The sequence below is a fragment of the Micromonospora musae genome, from assembly GCF_003626635.1.
Classification (GTDB): domain Bacteria; phylum Actinomycetota; class Actinomycetes; order Mycobacteriales; family Micromonosporaceae; genus Micromonospora; species Micromonospora musae.
Map to the genome: position 1 here is coordinate 342,696 of NZ_RAZT01000005.1, position 16,066 is coordinate 358,761.

13 protein-coding genes and 1 tRNA gene are annotated in these 16,066 nt (G+C 71.7%); 9 read left to right on the forward strand and 5 right to left on the reverse strand.

Features of this window, described 5'->3' with window-relative positions:
* Positions 1 to 7: 7 nt before the first annotated feature.
* Positions 8 to 646 carry an HD domain-containing protein gene (locus tag D7044_RS12320; RefSeq protein WP_120688894.1) on the reverse strand — a complete coding sequence of 213 codons (639 nt, stop codon included), beginning with the start codon at positions 644 to 646 and terminating at the stop codon, positions 8 to 10.
* A 168-nt stretch (positions 647 to 814) separates the two neighbouring features.
* On the opposite strand from D7044_RS12320, the gene D7044_RS12325 reads away from it, so the two are divergent.
* From D7044_RS12325 to D7044_RS12340, 4 genes are all read left to right on the forward strand, one after another.
* Complete coding sequence (locus tag D7044_RS12325; RefSeq protein ID WP_120688895.1) at positions 815 to 1,783, forward strand: GlxA family transcriptional regulator; 969 nt, start codon at positions 815 to 817, stop codon at positions 1,781 to 1,783.
* Positions 1,784 to 1,848: 65 nt separating this feature from the next.
* The gene (locus D7044_RS12330; RefSeq protein ID WP_120688896.1) at positions 1,849 to 2,430 is read left to right on the forward strand and encodes a TetR/AcrR family transcriptional regulator; all 582 of its coding nucleotides are present in this window, start codon (positions 1,849 to 1,851) and stop codon (positions 2,428 to 2,430) included.
* Positions 2,431 to 2,505: 75 nt separating this feature from the next.
* Positions 2,506 to 3,318 carry an oxidoreductase gene (locus D7044_RS12335; protein WP_120679440.1) on the forward strand — a complete coding sequence of 271 codons (813 nt, stop codon included), beginning with the start codon at positions 2,506 to 2,508 and terminating at the stop codon, positions 3,316 to 3,318.
* Positions 3,319 to 3,531: 213 nt separating this feature from the next.
* Complete coding sequence (locus D7044_RS12340; RefSeq protein ID WP_120688897.1) at positions 3,532 to 3,735, forward strand: hypothetical protein; 204 nt, start codon at positions 3,532 to 3,534, stop codon at positions 3,733 to 3,735.
* 213 nt (positions 3,736 to 3,948) lie between these two features.
* Here D7044_RS12340 and D7044_RS12345 read toward each other — a convergent pair.
* The 4 genes from D7044_RS12345 to D7044_RS12360 form a co-directional block, all read right to left on the reverse strand.
* Positions 3,949 to 4,020: transfer RNA gene (locus tag D7044_RS12345), tRNA-Arg, on the reverse strand.
* A 195-nt stretch (positions 4,021 to 4,215) separates the two neighbouring features.
* Positions 4,216 to 4,908, reverse strand: a complete 693-nt coding sequence (locus D7044_RS12350) for a winged helix-turn-helix domain-containing protein (RefSeq protein WP_120679445.1) — start codon at positions 4,906 to 4,908, stop codon at positions 4,216 to 4,218.
* A 239-nt stretch (positions 4,909 to 5,147) separates the two neighbouring features.
* A complete protein-coding gene (locus tag D7044_RS12355) occupies positions 5,148 to 5,810 on the reverse strand; it encodes a DUF305 domain-containing protein (protein WP_120679448.1) in 663 nt (220 codons plus the stop codon).
* Between the two features lie 8 nt (positions 5,811 to 5,818).
* Positions 5,819 to 6,619 (reverse strand): DUF3105 domain-containing protein, encoded by an 801-nt coding sequence (locus D7044_RS12360; RefSeq protein WP_120688898.1) that lies wholly within the window; start codon positions 6,617 to 6,619, stop codon positions 5,819 to 5,821.
* Positions 6,620 to 6,718: 99 nt separating this feature from the next.
* On the opposite strand from D7044_RS12360, the gene argS reads away from it, so the two are divergent.
* The 5 genes from argS to D7044_RS12385 all read left to right on the forward strand — a co-directional run bounded on the left by argS (position 6,719) and on the right by D7044_RS12385 (position 16,013).
* Positions 6,719 to 8,392: an arginine--tRNA ligase gene (gene argS, locus D7044_RS12365; RefSeq protein ID WP_120679451.1), complete on the forward strand. Its 1,674-nt coding sequence runs from the start codon at positions 6,719 to 6,721 to the stop codon at positions 8,390 to 8,392.
* Positions 8,393 to 8,451: 59 nt separating this feature from the next.
* Positions 8,452 to 9,837, forward strand: a complete 1,386-nt coding sequence (gene lysA / locus D7044_RS12370; protein ID WP_120688947.1) for a diaminopimelate decarboxylase — start codon at positions 8,452 to 8,454, stop codon at positions 9,835 to 9,837.
* A gap of 8 nt (positions 9,838 to 9,845) precedes the next feature.
* The gene (locus D7044_RS12375; protein ID WP_199716600.1) at positions 9,846 to 11,159 is read left to right on the forward strand and encodes a homoserine dehydrogenase; all 1,314 of its coding nucleotides are present in this window, start codon (positions 9,846 to 9,848) and stop codon (positions 11,157 to 11,159) included.
* Positions 11,160 to 11,411: 252 nt separating this feature from the next.
* Positions 11,412 to 12,461, forward strand: a complete 1,050-nt coding sequence (thrC, locus tag D7044_RS12380) for a threonine synthase (protein ID WP_120679455.1) — start codon at positions 11,412 to 11,414, stop codon at positions 12,459 to 12,461.
* A 276-nt stretch (positions 12,462 to 12,737) separates the two neighbouring features.
* Entirely contained in the window at positions 12,738 to 16,013 is a 3,276-nt protein-coding gene (locus D7044_RS12385) for an efflux RND transporter permease subunit (protein ID WP_120688900.1), read from the forward strand.
* The last annotated feature ends 53 nt before the right edge of the window (positions 16,014 to 16,066 follow it).

Sequence of the window (16,066 nt, forward strand, 5' to 3'; positions counted from 1 at the left end):
CCACGGCTCACTCCGGCCAGTCGTTTCCCAGGATGATCTGCACGAAGTCCTCCCGTACGAACGACGGGTCGAAGTGCGCGAGCACGTCGTCGTTCACCGTGCCGAACGTGGTCTGCGGTCGGTGCGTCACGCCCCGGTTGAAGGCCGCCAGGATCTGGCGCTTGAAGTCCGGGCGCGGGTGGGCCGCGGTCACCTCGGCGACCCGCGCCGGGTCCAGGTCGCGGTAGCCGATGCCGAGCACGTCGGTCTCCACCCCGGCAGTCACCAGGGCGATCTCCGGATCGAGATGCTCGGGTACGCCGGGCGTGGTGTGCAGCGCCACGGCGAGCCAGACCTTGCGTGCCTCCTGCGCGGAGCGGCCGTGGTCGAGCAGAAACCGCTCCGCCGCCCGCGCCCCGTCGACCTCGAAGCGCAGCTCGGTGCCGCCGTACTCGCCGGTGAGGCCGAGATCGTGGAACATCGCGCCGACGTAGAGCAGCTCCGGGTCCGGGTCGAGGCCACGGCGCTCGCCCTGGAGCGCGCCGAAGAGGAACACCCGGCGGGAGTGGTGGTAGAGCAGGTCGTCGGTCGCCTTCCGGACCAGTTCGGTCGCGGCGGCGACGAGCGGCGTGTCCGGGATCGCTATCCCGGCGATGATCTCGGTCATCCGAGTTCCTTCCGTGCTGGCGGCGGCCGGTCTTCGCCCGGCTCGATCCGATGCTGCCGGGGCTAGACTCGACGGGCCATGTCCCTGAGGACGGGCACCCCACAGATACGGACATGGGTGACCGGGGGAGCGGGTGGCTCCCCGCCGGCCGTGAGGAGGCACCGCGAAATGACCACGCAGGGACCGCACCGGGTCGGTGTGCTGGTCTTCGACGGCGTGCAGCTGCTCGACGTCTCCGGGCCGGTGGACGTCTTCGACGCGGCCACCCGACGCGGCGCGCACTACTCGGTGCAGCTGATCGGCTGGCGGTCGGCGCAGGTACGCACCTCGTCCGGGGTACGGCTGACCGCCGACACCACCCTCGACGAGGCCGATCCGGTGGACACCCTCGTGCTCACCGGCGCCGACGATCTGACCGCGCTGCCCGACACGGCGGAGGTCCGGGCCCGGCTGGGCCGCCTGGTCCGCCCCGAAACGCGCCTGGCCGCGGTCTGCACCGGGGCGTTCGTACTGGCCCGGACGGGGTGGCTGGACGGGCATCCGGCGACCACCCACTGGCGGCACGCGGAGCGGTTGCGCGCCGAGTTCCCCCAGGTGGAGGTGGAGCCCGACGCCATCTACGTCCGCAGTGGCCGCCTCCTCACCAGCGCCGGGGTGACCGCCGGGATCGACCTCGCGCTCGCCCTGGTCGAAGCGGACCACGGTGCCGGCCCGGCCCGGGAGGTGGCCCGCGAACTCGTGGTCTTCATGCAGCGTCCAGGCGGGCAGTCCCAGTTCTCCGTCCGGCAGGATCTTCCGCCCAGCGGCGACCAGCGGCTGCGCCGGGTCGTCGACCGGGTGGCGGCCGACCCGGCCCGGCCGTACCCGATCGAGGCGATGGCCCGCGACGCGACCGTGACCCCACGGCACCTGCGGCGGATCTTCCAACAGGAGCTCGGCCTCACGCCCGGGCGCTACCTGGAGCTGGCGCGCATCGAGGCGGCCCGGGTATTCCTGGAGCAGGGCGGCACCGTCGGGGACGCCGCCCGGCGCAGCGGGTTCGGCAGCGACGAGACGCTGCGGCGGGCCTTCATCACGGCGTACGGCATCCCGCCCTCGGTCTACCAGCGCCGTTTCCGCACCACCGGGGTGGCCTGACCAGGGCGGACGCCGTGGGCCAGGGTTCTTGACTGACCGATCAAGAAACGGTGTAGGGTGGTGTCATGGGGCGGGCGAGGGAGTTCGACACCGACGCGGCACTGGATGCGGCCATGCGTACGTTCTGGGAGCGTGGCTACGAGGGCACGTCGCTCACGGATCTGACCGAGGCCACCGGTGTGGGGCGCCAGTCGCTGTACCTGGCGTTCGGCGACAAGCAGAAGCTCTATCTGGCGGCGCTGGACCGCTACCGGGAGCACTTCTACCTTCCCCTGGTGGAAGCCGTGTCCGGCAGCGTTGACGTTCGGGTGGCGTTGCGGGAGGCGATCCTGCCGCTGCTCGACGGTAGCTGCGCCGATGACCCGAGAGGGTGCCTGTTGGTCGCCGCGGCCGCCGAGCGGGCCGGTGAGGACGCCGCGGTCCGTTCCCGGGTCACGGCGGCGTTCGCCGGCCTGGAGGCCGCGCTGCTGGAGGCGGCGCAACGCGGCCGGGCGGCCGGCCTGGTCGCCGACACGGTGGACCTCACCGGCTGGGCGGCGCTCACCGTGGCCACCATTCAGGGCTTGCGGGTGATGGAAGCGGGCGGCGCCGACCGGAGCACCCTGATCCGGGCGCTCGACACCGCCTTGGCGATGCTCCACCCCTGACCTCTTGCTCACCCCTGGGCGTGGCATCCGCCTGCCCATTTATTTGACCGACCGATCAAGAAAATAGGGACACGCATGTCTGTTTCGTTTGATCTCACCGACAAGGTCGCCGTCGTGACCGGCGCCGGCAAGGGCATCGGCGCTGCCGTCACCCGCGAGCTGCTCGATGCCGGCGCCCGCGTGGTCGCGGGCAGCCGCAGGGCCAGCAGCGATCTTGCCGGGCTGGCCTCCGACAAGGTGCTGGCGACGGTCGACGTCGACCTCTCCACCGCAGCGGGGCCGGGCCGGCTCGTGGCCGCCGCCATCGAGCGGTTCGGTGGCCTGGATGTGCTGGTCAACAACATGGGCGCGCTTGCCGGCGGCGGTCCCCGGCTCGGCGGGTTCCTGTCGGTCAGCGACGCCGACTGGATGAGCAGTTTCGAGCTCAACCTGCTCTCCGCGGTGCGGGCCACCCGCGTCGCGGTGCCCGCGCTCATCGAGCGCGGCGGCGGCGCGATCGTCAACGTCGGCTCCGTCAACGCCCTGCTGCCCGATCCCGGCGTCGTGGACTACTCCGCCACCAAGGCGGCGTTGACCAACCTCGGCAAGTCGCTGTCGGCGGAGTTCGCGTCCCAGGGCATCCGCGTCAACACCGTCTCACCCGGCCCGGTGGCGACCCCGTTGTGGACCGCGCCCGGCGCACTCGGCGAACAACTCGCCACGGCCATGGGCACCGACATGGATGGTGCGATGAGCGCGATGGCCGACGGCCTCGGCGGGATCAAACTCGGCCGGTTCGGCACCGCCGAGGAGATCGCCCATCTGGTGGTGTTCCTGGCCAGCCCCGCCGCATCATGGATGACCGGCAGCGATGTCGTCATCGACGGTGGACTCGTCAAGACCCTCTGACCGGCGCTCGAAGTGATCCGCGCCGCGCCAGTGGCCCGGAGCGGAGACACGAAGCGGCCGCCGCCAGGTTCCCCTGGTCGGCGGCCTTCTTCGTGCCGTCCTCCACCACCTCTCCTCCTCCGGGGCGATTCCGTGCGGGCTGCGCGTGCCCCGGCCGGAGTTACTCTGTGGACGGTGGCTCGGGCCCCGGGTTCCGCAGGGGGGGAGATCGCGGTGCGACTGGTGAAGCTCGGCGCATTCGCGGCAGTCGCCGGCCTGGTGGGTGCGCTCACCAACCTCTGGGCGCGACAGGCGTTCCCCGAGGCATGGGGTGGCCCCAACATCGGCGGCGGGATCCTGCAACTGCTGTGCTACGCGCTCATCGTCGGCGGGGTCATCCTGGCCGTCGCCGGCGGGTTCGCCGCGCGCAAGCGGTGACCAGCCGGTCCCGGACACGGACGTCGACCCCGCGCTGACGGCTCAGCAGGAGTGCGCGGGACGCGGGCCGGCTCAGGCGAACGACGAGAGAGCCGGCACGCGGAGGAACACCAGGCGGTGGAGCGCCGGACCCGGTTCGAGACAACGACGAAGGCCGCTGCCCAGTTGCCTGGTCAACGGCCTTCAGTGCTGGTCAAGCTTCCTTAGCAAGTGTGCCCCCGGCAGGATTCGAACCTGCGCCCCCGCCTCCGGAGGGCGGTGCTCTATCCCCTGAGCTACGGGGGCTCAGCGACTGGGAAAGACTAGCAAACGCCCGGTACGAACGCCGAATCGGTATCCGTCGCGCGCGTCACCCCTGTTCAACCTCACCCACCCCACCCTGCCCCTGGACGTGTTGATCAAGAGGTTTGCGTCAGGATCCGCGCGGAAGTTGACGCAAACCTCTTGATCAACACGGTTCTGAGCGACCGCACCGCAGGGTCAGGCGGCCTGGGCTCGGCCGCAGCTGGGCAGGGGGTGCAGCACGATCCGCCGGGGTAGCCGGCGAGGCCACTCGTTGCGGGCCCACGAGCCGTCCACGATCAGGTGCACCGTGCGCTCCTCCGCGCCGCTGAGCCGCAGGACGAAGTCACGGGGCAGCGGCGGGTCGACGTTCGGGGTAGTGATCATGAAACGCACCCGGCCGCGGGAGGAGACGGCGGAGATGACGTCCGCCGCCGGCATCGTGCCGCGCAGGCGGACCCGACCGATCCAGTAGACCTCGGCGAGGTGCTCCTGGGCGGCCCGGGTGATCGCCGGGTACTCGCTGCGTACCCAGCGCTCGACCGCGCCCACGCAGAGCCCGCAGGCCCGCTCGCGGGGCTCCCGCGGACCCAACCCCCAGGCCCGCAGGTACGCCCCGACCGCGCCGGCGTCCATCGGCAGCTCGAACTGACGCTGGATGAGGGCGGTCAGGCTCTGCCGCGTCCACAGCTCCTCATCCAGATCGAACTGGTCCGGGTGGACACCTCGCAGGGTGTCGATCAGTTCGAGTTCCTGTTCGCGGCTGAGCATTCCCGGCTCGCTCTGCCGCTGTCCGCGACGGGCGGCTGCCACCGCCCCGTCACCGCCGATGGTGTGGCGACGGCACCAGCTGGTGACCGAACGCCGTGCGTCTCTCAGTGCAACCCCCACGTCTTGCGCAACGAGCCCGAATCGCAACTGGTCACGATATGTGTGGAGAAAACTCTCCAACGCACGTAATCGGGCAGACCGCCCAAAGCGCGCAGGATGCTCGGTGTGCTGGACGAAGATCTCCGCGTGGGTCGGGGTCGATCACCGCGCCAACCGGCCGGAAACGACCGAGAGGTCCGGATCGGCCGGTGGAACCGGTTGATCCAGACCTCTCGGTCGTCGGGAGAGTCAGCGACGCGTCAGCCGCCGAGGCGCTTCTTCGCGTTCTGCAGGTTGGTGAGATCGGTCTGCTGGGTGTTCTTCATGATCTGCGCCGTCCGGAGCACCTCCGACTCGTCGCCGGCATCGAGCACGCCGTCGATCATGTGGATACCGCCCAGGTGGTGATTGATCATCATGTTCAGGAACAGGAGGTCGAACTCCCGGCCCTGGGCGGCGCGCAGCCGCTCCATCTCCTGCGGGGTGGCCATGCCCGGCATCAGCCCGTTCTTGACCAGGCTCGCGCCGTCCGGCATCCACGCCATACGCGGCTGCGACCCGGTCGGATCCAGCCCCCATCCGCGGAGCCAGGTCTGCATGATGCCGATCTCGCCCTGCTGGCCGCTGGCGATGTCGCCGCCGATCTGGCGTACCTCGGGGTCGGTGCCCCGTTGGAACGCCATCATCCCCATCTCGACCGCCTGGGCGTGGTGGGCGGTCATGTCCCGGGCGAAGCCGGCCTCCACCGAGTCGTCACCGGGGCGGGTCAACCGGGGGGTCAGCAGGCCCCCCGCGAAACCGAGGAGCAGGGCGACCACGACGGCGACGGCGACTCCCACCAGGCCGAGGCGGGTGCCGGACCTCCGGCCGCCGTCGGCGGCCGGGGATTCGGGTGAGCTGTCAAGCGTGGCGGGAGCCGTCATCACGATCCTTACTGGGTCGGCATCTGCACACCGTCGTCACGCGGCGTGGTGCCGGTGGCGGTGATGCCCTGGTTGCACAGCGCGGTCGGCCCCTCGATCGAGGCGTTCACCCGCAGCGTCTTCACGAACTCGTCGATCCGGCTGTCGTCGGCGTTGTCGAGCTTGAGCTGGTAGCCCCAGGCCTGCAGCGAGATCGGCTTGTCGAGCCCCTCGAACGGGCTCATGAGCATCTTCTCGTTGCCGCGCACCTTCTCGGCGAGCTTGCTGACCTGGTCGGCCGGGAGGTCGGGGCGGTAGGTGATCCAGATCGCCCCGTGCTCCAGGCTGTGCACCGCGTGCTCGTTGGCGATCGGGGCGTCGTAGACGTCGCCCATGCAGTTCTGCCAGGCCTGGTTGTGCGGGCCGGCCACCGGCGGGGAGACCGTGTACTTGATCGGGCCGGGCTGGTGGTTACTGCCCTTGACCAGCTCCGGGTCCTTCTCGCGGTAGTTCACGATGCCGCTGATCGCGTCGGCCCGCTCCTCCCACGGCTTGGAGCCCTGGAACGCGGCCCAGGCGCCGAAGCCGATGATGCCGGCGGCCACCAGGCCCACGACGACGAAGAGGATGATCGGGCCCTTGGCGCGGCCCTGACTGACCTTGACCGGGGCGATCGGCTTGCGGGGACCCTTGCCCCCGCCCGCGCGGGCTGCCGTCGGCTTGCCGGATCCGGCCTTGGCGCCGGACGCCGGCCGGCCTGCGGCCGGCTTCTTGCCCGTGCTGACCACGGTCGGACGGCGCTGCTCGCCGCCCGGGGTGCTGATGCTCATCGTGCCTCGTCAGGTCGGTCGGTCAGGGAGCCGGCGGGTCTGGTACGCACAACGGGTCACCGCCGCGGGCACCGAGTCTACCCCCGATAACATGGATCGGTGACTCCCGCAGAACTCGCCGAGGTCGTCCTCGCCGCAGCCCACGCCGTCTTCACCCAACGGGGCCTCGACCCCGCTGTTCTGCCGGGGGAGACCACCGTCGAGCGACCCCGGAACCCGGAGCACGGCGACTACGCCTCCACGCTGGCGTTGCAGCTGAGCAAGAAGGTCGGTCGGCCGCCGCGGGAGCTGGCGAGCGCCCTCGCCGAGGAGCTGGGCAAGGCGCCGGGCGTCAAGTCCGTGGAGATCGCCGGCCCCGGCTTCCTCAACATCCGGCTGGACGCGGCCGCCGCCGGTCAGCTCGCCCGCGTGATCGTCGAGGCCGGTGCCGAGTACGGCCGCAGCGAGCGGCTCACCGGGCAGCGGATCAACCTGGAGTTCGTCTCCGCCAACCCCACCGGCCCGGTGCACATCGGCGGTGTGCGGTGGGCCGCGGTCGGCGACGCGCTGAGCCGGCTGCTGCGGGCCACCGGCGCCGAGGTCGGCACGGAGTACTACTTCAACGACGCCGGCTCCCAGATCGACCGGTTCGCCCGGTCGCTGCTGGCCGCGGCGCGGGGCGAGGCGGTCCCGGAGGACGGCTACGGCGGGGCGTACATCTCGGAGATCGCCGCCGAGGTGCAGGCCCGCCGGCCGGAGGTGCTCTCCCTCGACGACGCCGCGGCCCAGGAGGTCTTCCGGACCGAGGGCGTCGCGCTGATGTTCGACGAGATCCGCTCCTCGCTGCGCGACTTCGGGGTCGAGTTCGACACGTACTTCAACGAGAAGGACCTGCACGACCGGGGCGAGCTGGACCTCGCCCTGGCCCGGCTGCGGGAACAGGGCCACGTCTTCGAGGCCGAGGGGGCGACCTGGCTGCGCACCACCGAGTTCGGCGACGACAAGGACCGGGTGCTGCGCAAGTCCAATGGCGAGTGGACGTACTTCGCGGCCGACTGCGCCTACTACCTCGACAAGCGGGAGCGCGGCTTCGAGCGGGTCGTGATCATGCTGGGCGCCGACCACCACGGCTACATCGGCCGGATGAAGGCGATGGCCGCGTGCTTCGGCGACGACCCGGAGCGCAATCTGGAGATCCTCATCGGCCAGCTGGTCAACCTGGTCCGCGACGGGCAGCCGATGCGGATGAGCAAGCGGGCCGGCACGGTCATCACCCTGGAGGACCTGGTCGAGGCGATCGGCGTGGACGCCGCCCGGTACGCGCTGGCGCGCTACTCCAGTGACTCGCCGATCGACATCGACGTCGAGCTGTGGACCCGGGCGAGCCGCGACAACCCGGTCTACTACGTGCAGTACGTCGCCGCGCGGACGGCTGGCGTGGCCCGGCAGGCTGCTGAGGTCGGGCTGGTCCGCGGCGACAGCGCCGACTTCCGTCCCGAGCTGCTCGGCAACGAGAAAGAGAACGAGCTGCTCAAGGCGCTCGCCGAGTTCCCCGCCGTGGTGGCCACCGCCGCCGAGCTGCGGGAGCCGCACCGGGTGGCGCGTTACCTCGAGGAGACGGTCGCGCCGGCCTATCACCGGTTCTACGACGAGCCGGCCTGCCGGATCCTGCCGCGCGGCGACGAGCCGATCGGCGACGGCAACCGGGCCCGGCTCTGGCTCAACGACGCCACCCGGACCGTGATCGCCAACGGCCTGCACCTGCTCGGCGTCACCGCACCGGAGAGGATGTAGTCGGTGAGCGCGAGGAGTGAGCTTGCGAGCCCCGCAGTCGCGAACGGAAGGTGGTACTGATGCGGGCTCACGAGGCCGGCGCGCTGCACGGTGAGATCGGCAGCCGCGGGCCGGGCTGGCTGCGTACGCCGGAAGACGTCAACGCCCTGATGCCGGCGCTCTGGCCGCGCACCGTCCGGCGTGCCGACGACGGCGCGCTCAGCGTCGCCGGGCTGAGCGTGCGCGACCTCGCCGCCGAGTTCGGCACCCCGGTCTACGTGCTGGACGAGGACGATCTCCGGTCGCGCTGCCGGGACTTCCGGGACGCCTTCCCCGACGTGGACGTCTACTACGCCGGCAAGGCCTTCCTCTGCCGGGCCGTGGTCCGGATGATCGACGAGGAGGGGCTGCACCTCGACGTGTGCAGCGGCGGTGAGCTGGCCACGGCGTTGGCCGCCGGGATGCCGCCGGAGCGGATCGGCTTCCACGGCAACAACAAGTCGATCGCCGAGCTGACCCGGGCGGTGGACGCCGGGGTCGGGCGGATCATCGTCGACTCGTTCACCGAGATCGACCGGCTGACGGCGCTCGCCCGCGAGCGGGGCGTACGCCCCCGGGTGCTGGTCCGGGTCACCGTCGGCGTCGAGGCGCACACGCACGAGTTCATCGCCACCGCCCACGAGGACCAGAAGTTCGGCTTCTCGCTCGCCGGTGGAGCGGCCGCGGCGGCCGCCTTCAAGATCCTCGACGAGGACGTGCTGGAGCTGCGCGGCCTGCACTCGCACATCGGGTCGCAGATATTCGACGCCAGCGGCTTCGAGGTCTCCGCCCGACGGGTGCTCGCGCTCCAGGCGCAGATCCGCGACGCCCGCGGCGTGGAGCTGCCCGAGCTGGACCTCGGCGGCGGCTTCGGCATCGCGTACACCACCCAGGACCACCCGGCCGCGCCGGAGGACCTGGCGAAGCGGCTCCGCAAGATCGTCGACGGCGAGTGCGAGGCCGAGCGGCTGGCGGTGCCGCGCCTCTCCATCGAGCCCGGTCGGGCGATCGTCGGCCCGGCCGTGTTCACCCTCTACGAGGTGGGCACGGTCAAGGACGTCGACGGCATCCGCACCTACGTCAGCGTCGACGGCGGAATGAGCGACAACATCCGTACGGCCCTCTACGACGCCTCCTACTCCGCGACGTTGGCCTCCCGGGCGTCGGCCGCCGAGCCGATGCTCGCCCGCGTGGTGGGAAAGCACTGTGAGTCCGGGGACATCGTGGTGAAGGATGAATTCCTGCCCGCCGACGTGCAGCCCGGAGATCTTGTCGCGGTGCCCGGCACCGGCGCCTACTGCCGGAGCATGGCCAGCAACTACAACCACGTGCCGCGCCCCCCGGTGGTCGCGGTGCGTCACGGCCAGGCACGTCTGATCGTCCGGCGGGAGACCGAAGAGGACCTGCTCGCATTGGATGTTGGATGACCTCACCTGTGCGCCTGGCGCTGCTCGGCTGCGGCACCGTCGGCGGGGAGGTGGTGCGGCTGCTGCACGAGCAGTCGACCGACCTCGCCGCCCGGATCGGCGCCCCGTTGGAGCTCGCCGGCATCGCCGTACGCCGGCTCGGTCGTGACCGCGGCGAGCTGCCGGTGGACCCGGCGATCTTCACCACCGACCCGCTCGGCCTGATCAAGCGGGACGACGTGGACGTCGTGGTCGAGGTGGTGGGTGGCATCGAGCCGGCGCGCGGTTGGCTGGTCGAGGCGCTGCGGGCCGGCAAGAGCGTGGTGACCGCCAACAAGGCGCTGCTCGCCGAGGACGGCGGCGCGCTGCACGACGCGGCCGCCGAGGGCGGCGCGGACCTCTACTACGAGGCCGCGGTGGCCGGGGCGATCCCGTTGCTGCGCCCGCTGCGCGAGTCGCTGCACGGGGATCGGATCACCCAGGTCACCGGCATCGTCAACGGCACCACCAACTTCATCCTCTCCGCCATGGACGCCACCGGCGCCGGCTTCGCCGAGGCGCTGGAGGAGGCGACCGAGCTGGGGTACGCCGAGGCCGACCCGACGGCCGACGTGGAGGGCTTCGACGCGGCGGCGAAGGCGGCGATCCTCGCCTCGCTGGCGTTCCACACCCGGGTGAACGCCGCCGACGTGCACCGGGAGGGGATCACCGAGGTCACCGCCGCCGACGTGGCCAGCGCCAAGGCGATGGGGTGCACCATCAAGCTGCTCTGCATCGCCGCGCGGGGGGTGGACACCGCCGGCCGGGAGACCGTCAACGTCCGGGTGCACCCGGCGATGATTCCGCTGACCCACCCGCTGGCCGGTGTCGGCGACGCGTTCAACGCGGTCTTCGTCGAGGCGGAGGCGGCCGGTCAGCTGATGTTCTACGGCCGTGGCGCGGGCGGGGCGCCGACCGCCAGCGCGGTGCTCGGCGACGTGGTGGCGGTCGCCCGCAACCGGCTCGCCGGGGTGCGCGCGGCCAGCGAGAGCGCGTACGCCGACCTCTCCGTACGGCCCATGGGGGAGGCGCTCACCCGCTACCACGTGAGCCTCGACGTGGCCGACCGGCCGGGTGTGCTGGCCGCGGTGGCCGGGGTGTTCGCCCGGCACGAGGTGTCGATCGCGACGGTGCGCCAGGGCCCGGCGGAGGGCTCGACGCCCGGCAGCGGCACGGATGCGGACCTGGTCATCGTCACCCACGTCGCGCCGGACGCCGCGCTCGCCGCGACCGTCTCCGAGCTGCGGGGTCTGGAGATGGTCCGTTCGGTGACCAGCGTGCTCCGGGTCGAGGGCGGGGTGTGACTCGTTTGACCCGGTGACGGGTCTCCGGCGAGGGCGACCGGGGCCGGCGCCGGGCGTGCGCCCGGCGGTGGAGCTGCGACGGAACGGTCGTGAGCCGCGTCAGGCACGGCGTGGACGGCGGCGGCGCGTGCCGCGCGTCGAGGGGTGTCCCGCCAGGTGGGTAACGGGGGGTGTTTCGGGGGCCGGTCGGCGAGGCTGGTCCAGGCTTGGCGTGCCCCTGGTCGGTGGAGCGGACGAGGCGAGGAGAGCGACATGTGGCGTGGTCTGATCGAGGCGTACCGGGACCGACTGCCGGTCACCGACGCCACGCCCGTCGTCACCCTGAACGAGGGGAACACGCCGCTGCTGCCGGCGCCGGTGCTCTCCGCGCGGCTCGGCTGCGACGTGCACCTCAAGGTGGAGGGGGCCAACCCGACCGGCTCCTTCAAGGACCGCGGCATGACGGTCGCGGTCTCCAAGGCGGTCGAGGCCGGCAACAAGGTGATCATCTGCGCCTCCACCGGCAACACCAGCGCCTCCGCCGCCGCGTATGCGGCCCGCGCCGGCCTGACCTGCGCGGTGCTCGTGCCGCAGGGCAAGATCGCGTTGGGCAAGCTGGCTCAGGCGCTGGTGCACGGCGCGAAGCTGCTCCAGGTCAACGGCAACTTCGACGACTGCCTCGCGCTCGCCGCCAAGCTCGCCCAGGACTATCCGGTGGCGCTGGTCAACTCGGTGAACATCGACCGGCTGCACGGCCAGAAGACGGCCGCGTTCGAGATCGTCGAGGCGCTCGGCGACGCGCCGGACATTCACTGCCTGCCGGTCGGCAACGCGGGCAACATCTCGGCCTACTGGATGGGCTACAGCGAGGAACTGGCGGACGGGCGGGCCACCCGCGCCCCGAAGATGTTCGGTTTCCAGGCTTCCGGGGCGGCGCCGCTGGTCACCGGCGAGGTGGTACGCGAACCGTCGACGATCGCCACCGCCATCCGGATCGGCAATCCGGCCAGCTGGACCCGGGCGATCGACGCCCGGGAGGCCTCCGGCGGGCTGATCGCGGCGGTGACGGACCGGGAGATCCTCTCCGCGTACCGGCTGCTCGCCCGGGAGGTCGGGGCCTTCGTGGAGCTGGGGAGCGCGGCCAGCGTGGCGGGGCTGCTCCAGCAGGCGGCCGCGGGCCGGATCCCGGCCGGGGCCAGCGTGGTGTGCACGGTCACCGGGCACGGGCTCAAGGATCCGGAGTGGGCGATCTCCACCGCGCCCGCCCCGATCACCATCCAGAACGACCCCCTAGCGGCCGCCCGCTCCCTAGACCTGGCCTAACCCCCACCCCTCCACCCCCCACCTCCCGGGCCGGCCTCCCGGCCCCACCGCCTGGCTCCGTTGATCAAGAGGTTTGCGGTGCGACACGCCGAACGGAGTGACGCAAACCTCTTGATCACCGGGGTGGAGGCGGGGTGGAGGCGGGGGCGGGGGCGGGCCGTGCCGGTGGGGGCGGATGAGAGCTGGGGTACTGCTCAGTACCCGGCGCGGGGCGGGGCGAGCGGGTCGGGCACACTTTGCATGCCCTGCAAATTTTTCTAGGAGTGAGCCAGGCCGATGTCGCTGCTCGCCAGATCAAGCCTTGCCAACCGAGGGCTGGTCGCCCTCATCGCGGTGGTGACCACCGTCTTCGGACTGTTCGCCGTGCCGTCGCTCAAGCAGCAACTGCTGCCGTCGCTGGAGTTCCCGGCCGCCTTCGTGATGGCCACCTACCCCGGCGCGACACCCGAGATCGTCGAGTCCCAGGTCGTCGAGCCGATCGAGAACAGCCTCCAGGGCCTGCCCGGCCTGGAGACGGTCAACTCGACATCGCGCGAGGGCATGGCGACCGTCCAGGTGCAGTTCGAGTTCGGCACCGACCTCGACGACACGGTCAACAAGATGCAGACCGCTTTGAACCGGATCGGCGCGCAGCTGCCGGAGGGCGTGGAGCCACAGGTGCTCGCGGGCAGCACCGACGACCTGCCGGCGGTGGTGATCGCCGCCACCGGTGGCGGTGACGAGCGTGCCCTCGCCGACAACCTGCGCGCCGAGGTGCTGCCGGAGCTGGAGGCGATCGACGGGGTGCGGACCGTCGAACTGACCGGCACCCGCAGCGACGTGGTGGTCGTCAAGCCCAACCTGGCGAAGCTGGCCGCCGCGAAGCTCGACCCGAGCGCGATCGGGACGGCGTTGAAGACCAACGGCGTCGCGGTGCCGGCGGGCACGGTCACCGACGGCGCCCAGGCGCTCCCGGTCCAGGTCGGCACCCCGGTGGGCACCCTCGACGACCTGCGCGGCATCGTCGTCGCGCCCGGGGCGAACCCGGTCCGGCTCGGCGACGTGGCGACCGTCGAGGAGACGCTCGCCCCGGCCACCGCGATCACCCGCACCAACGGCGAGGAGAGCCTGGGCATCGCGGTCACCGCCAGCCCGGACGGCAACGCGGTGCAGATCTCGCACGAGATCCGCGACCGGCTCGACGCGCTGCGCGACGCCTCCGGCGCCGGGCTGACGGTGATCTTCGACCAGGCGCCCTTCGTGGAGAAGTCGATCGAGAGCCTCACCACCGAGGGCCTGCTCGGCCTGGTCATGGCGGTCATCGTCATCCTGGTCTTCCTGCTGTCGGTCCGCTCCACCGTGGTCACCGCGGTCTCCATCCCGCTCTCGGTGCTGGTCGCGCTGATCGCGCTCTGGATCGGTGACTACTCGCTCAACCTGCTCACCCTCGGCGCGCTGACCATCGCGGTGGGCCGGGTGGTGGACGACTCGATCGTCGTGTTGGAGAACATCAAACGACATCTCGGGTACGGCGAGCCGAAGCGCGACGCGATCGTCAACGCCGTACGCGAGGTGGCCGGCGCGGTCACCGCGTCCACCCTCACCACGGTCGCCGTCTTCGCCCCCATCGCCCTGGTGGGTGGCTTCGTCGGGCAGCTCTTCGCGCCGTTCGCCATCACGGTGACCGTGGCGCTGCTCGCCTCGCTGCTGGTCGCGCTCACCGTCATCCCGGTGCTCGCGTACTGGTTCCTGAAGCCCTCGGGCGGCACTCCGGACGACGCCGCCGTACGCCGGGCCGCGGAGGAGAAGGAGCTGCGCAGCCCGCTTCAGCGGGCGTACCTGCCGGCGATCGGCTTCGCCACCCGTACCCGCCGCACCCGGTGGATCACCGTCGGGCTGGGCGTGCTGGTGCTCTTCGGCACGTTCGGTCTCGCCAGCAAGCTGGACACGAACTTCCTCGACGACTCTGGGCAGGACACCCTGAGCATCCGTCAGGAGCTGCCGGCCGGCACCGGCCTGGCCGCCACCGACGAGGCGGCCCGCAAGGTCGAGGCGGTGCTGAAGCAGACCGACGGCGTCGAGACGTACCAGGTGACGGCGGGCGGCGGCGACCTGGGCTTCCTGGGTGGCGGCCGGAACAACGTGGCCAGCTGGTCGCTGGCGCTGGGCGACGACACGGACGCCCAGCAGATGCGGGAGGAGCTGCGCAAGGAGTTCGACGCGCTCGGCTCCGACGCCGGCGAGTTCACCTTCGGTGGCGGGCAGGACGCCTCCGCGAGTCGGCTCGAGGTGGTCGTCCAGGCCGCCGACCCGGAGGTGCTCGACCGGGCCGCGAAGGCGGCCGAGGAGGCGGTGGCCGGTACGCCGGACGTGGCGGACGTCACCAGCAGCCTCGCCGACCGGGTGCCGCGGGTCGACGTCACGGTCGACCGGGTGAAGGCCGGTCGAGCGGGTCTCACCGAGGCCGCGGTCGGCCAGCTCGTGGCGCAGGCGTTCCGGGGTGCTCCGCTCGGGCAGGTCGCCCTCGACGGCGGCCAGCAGAACGTGCTGCTCCGACTCTCCGACAACCCGCCGCTCAGCATCGACGAGCTGCGTGCGTTGCCGGTCGGACCGGTGAAGCTGGGGGACATCGCCACCGTCGAGCGGGCCGAGGGTCCGCAGCAGGTCACCCGGATCGACGGCGCGCGCAGCGTCACGGTGACCGGCACCTCCACCGGTTCGAACCTCGGCGCGACCACCGAGGAGCTGCGTCAGCGTCTCGACGCGATCGACGTACCGGGGGCGACGTTCGTGATCGGCGGGGTCAGCGCCGACCAGGCGGATGCCTTCGGCGACCTGGGGCTGGCGGTGCTCGTCGCGATCGCGATCGTCTTCCTGATCATGGTGGCCACGTTCCGTAGCCTCATCCAGGCGCTGATCCTGCTGATCTCGATCCCGTTCGCGGCCACCGGCGCCATCGGTCTGCTGCTGGTCACCGGGACGCCGCTCGGGGTGCCCGCGCTGATCGGCATGCTGATGCTGGTCGGCATCGTGGTGACCAACGCGATCGTGCTGATGGACCTGGTGAACCAGTACCGGGCCCAGGGCCTGAGCGTGCAGGACGCGGTCGTCGAGGGCGGCCGGCACCGGCTGCGGCCGATCCTGATGACCGCGGTGGCGACCATCTTCGCGTTGCTGCCGATGGCGTTCGGGCTCACCGGCGAGGGCGGCTTCATCTCGCAGCCGCTCGCGATCGTGGTGATCGGCGGTCTGCTCACCTCCACGCTGCTGACCCTGCTCCTGGTACCGACGCTCTACACGATGGTGGAGAACACCAAGGCGTCGTTGCGGGAGCGGCGTCGGCGGCGGGCCGACGGTTCGCCGGCGGGGCCGGCGGAGCCGACCGACCCGGCGGGTACGGCGGCCGAGCCCGAACCGGTCCCCGCGGGCGCCCGGACGGACGCGGGCAACGGCAACGGGAACCGGCCGGAGACGCGGCCCGCTCCCTCGGCGGCGCTGATCGACGGCACCGACCAGTTCGAGGTGCTCAAGCTGCCCAAGAGCCGCACCTCGCCGCTGCCGCCCACCGAGTAGGCAGCACAGCTCCAGGTACGCCCCCGGCGGGTTCCGATCCGCCGGGGGCGTTC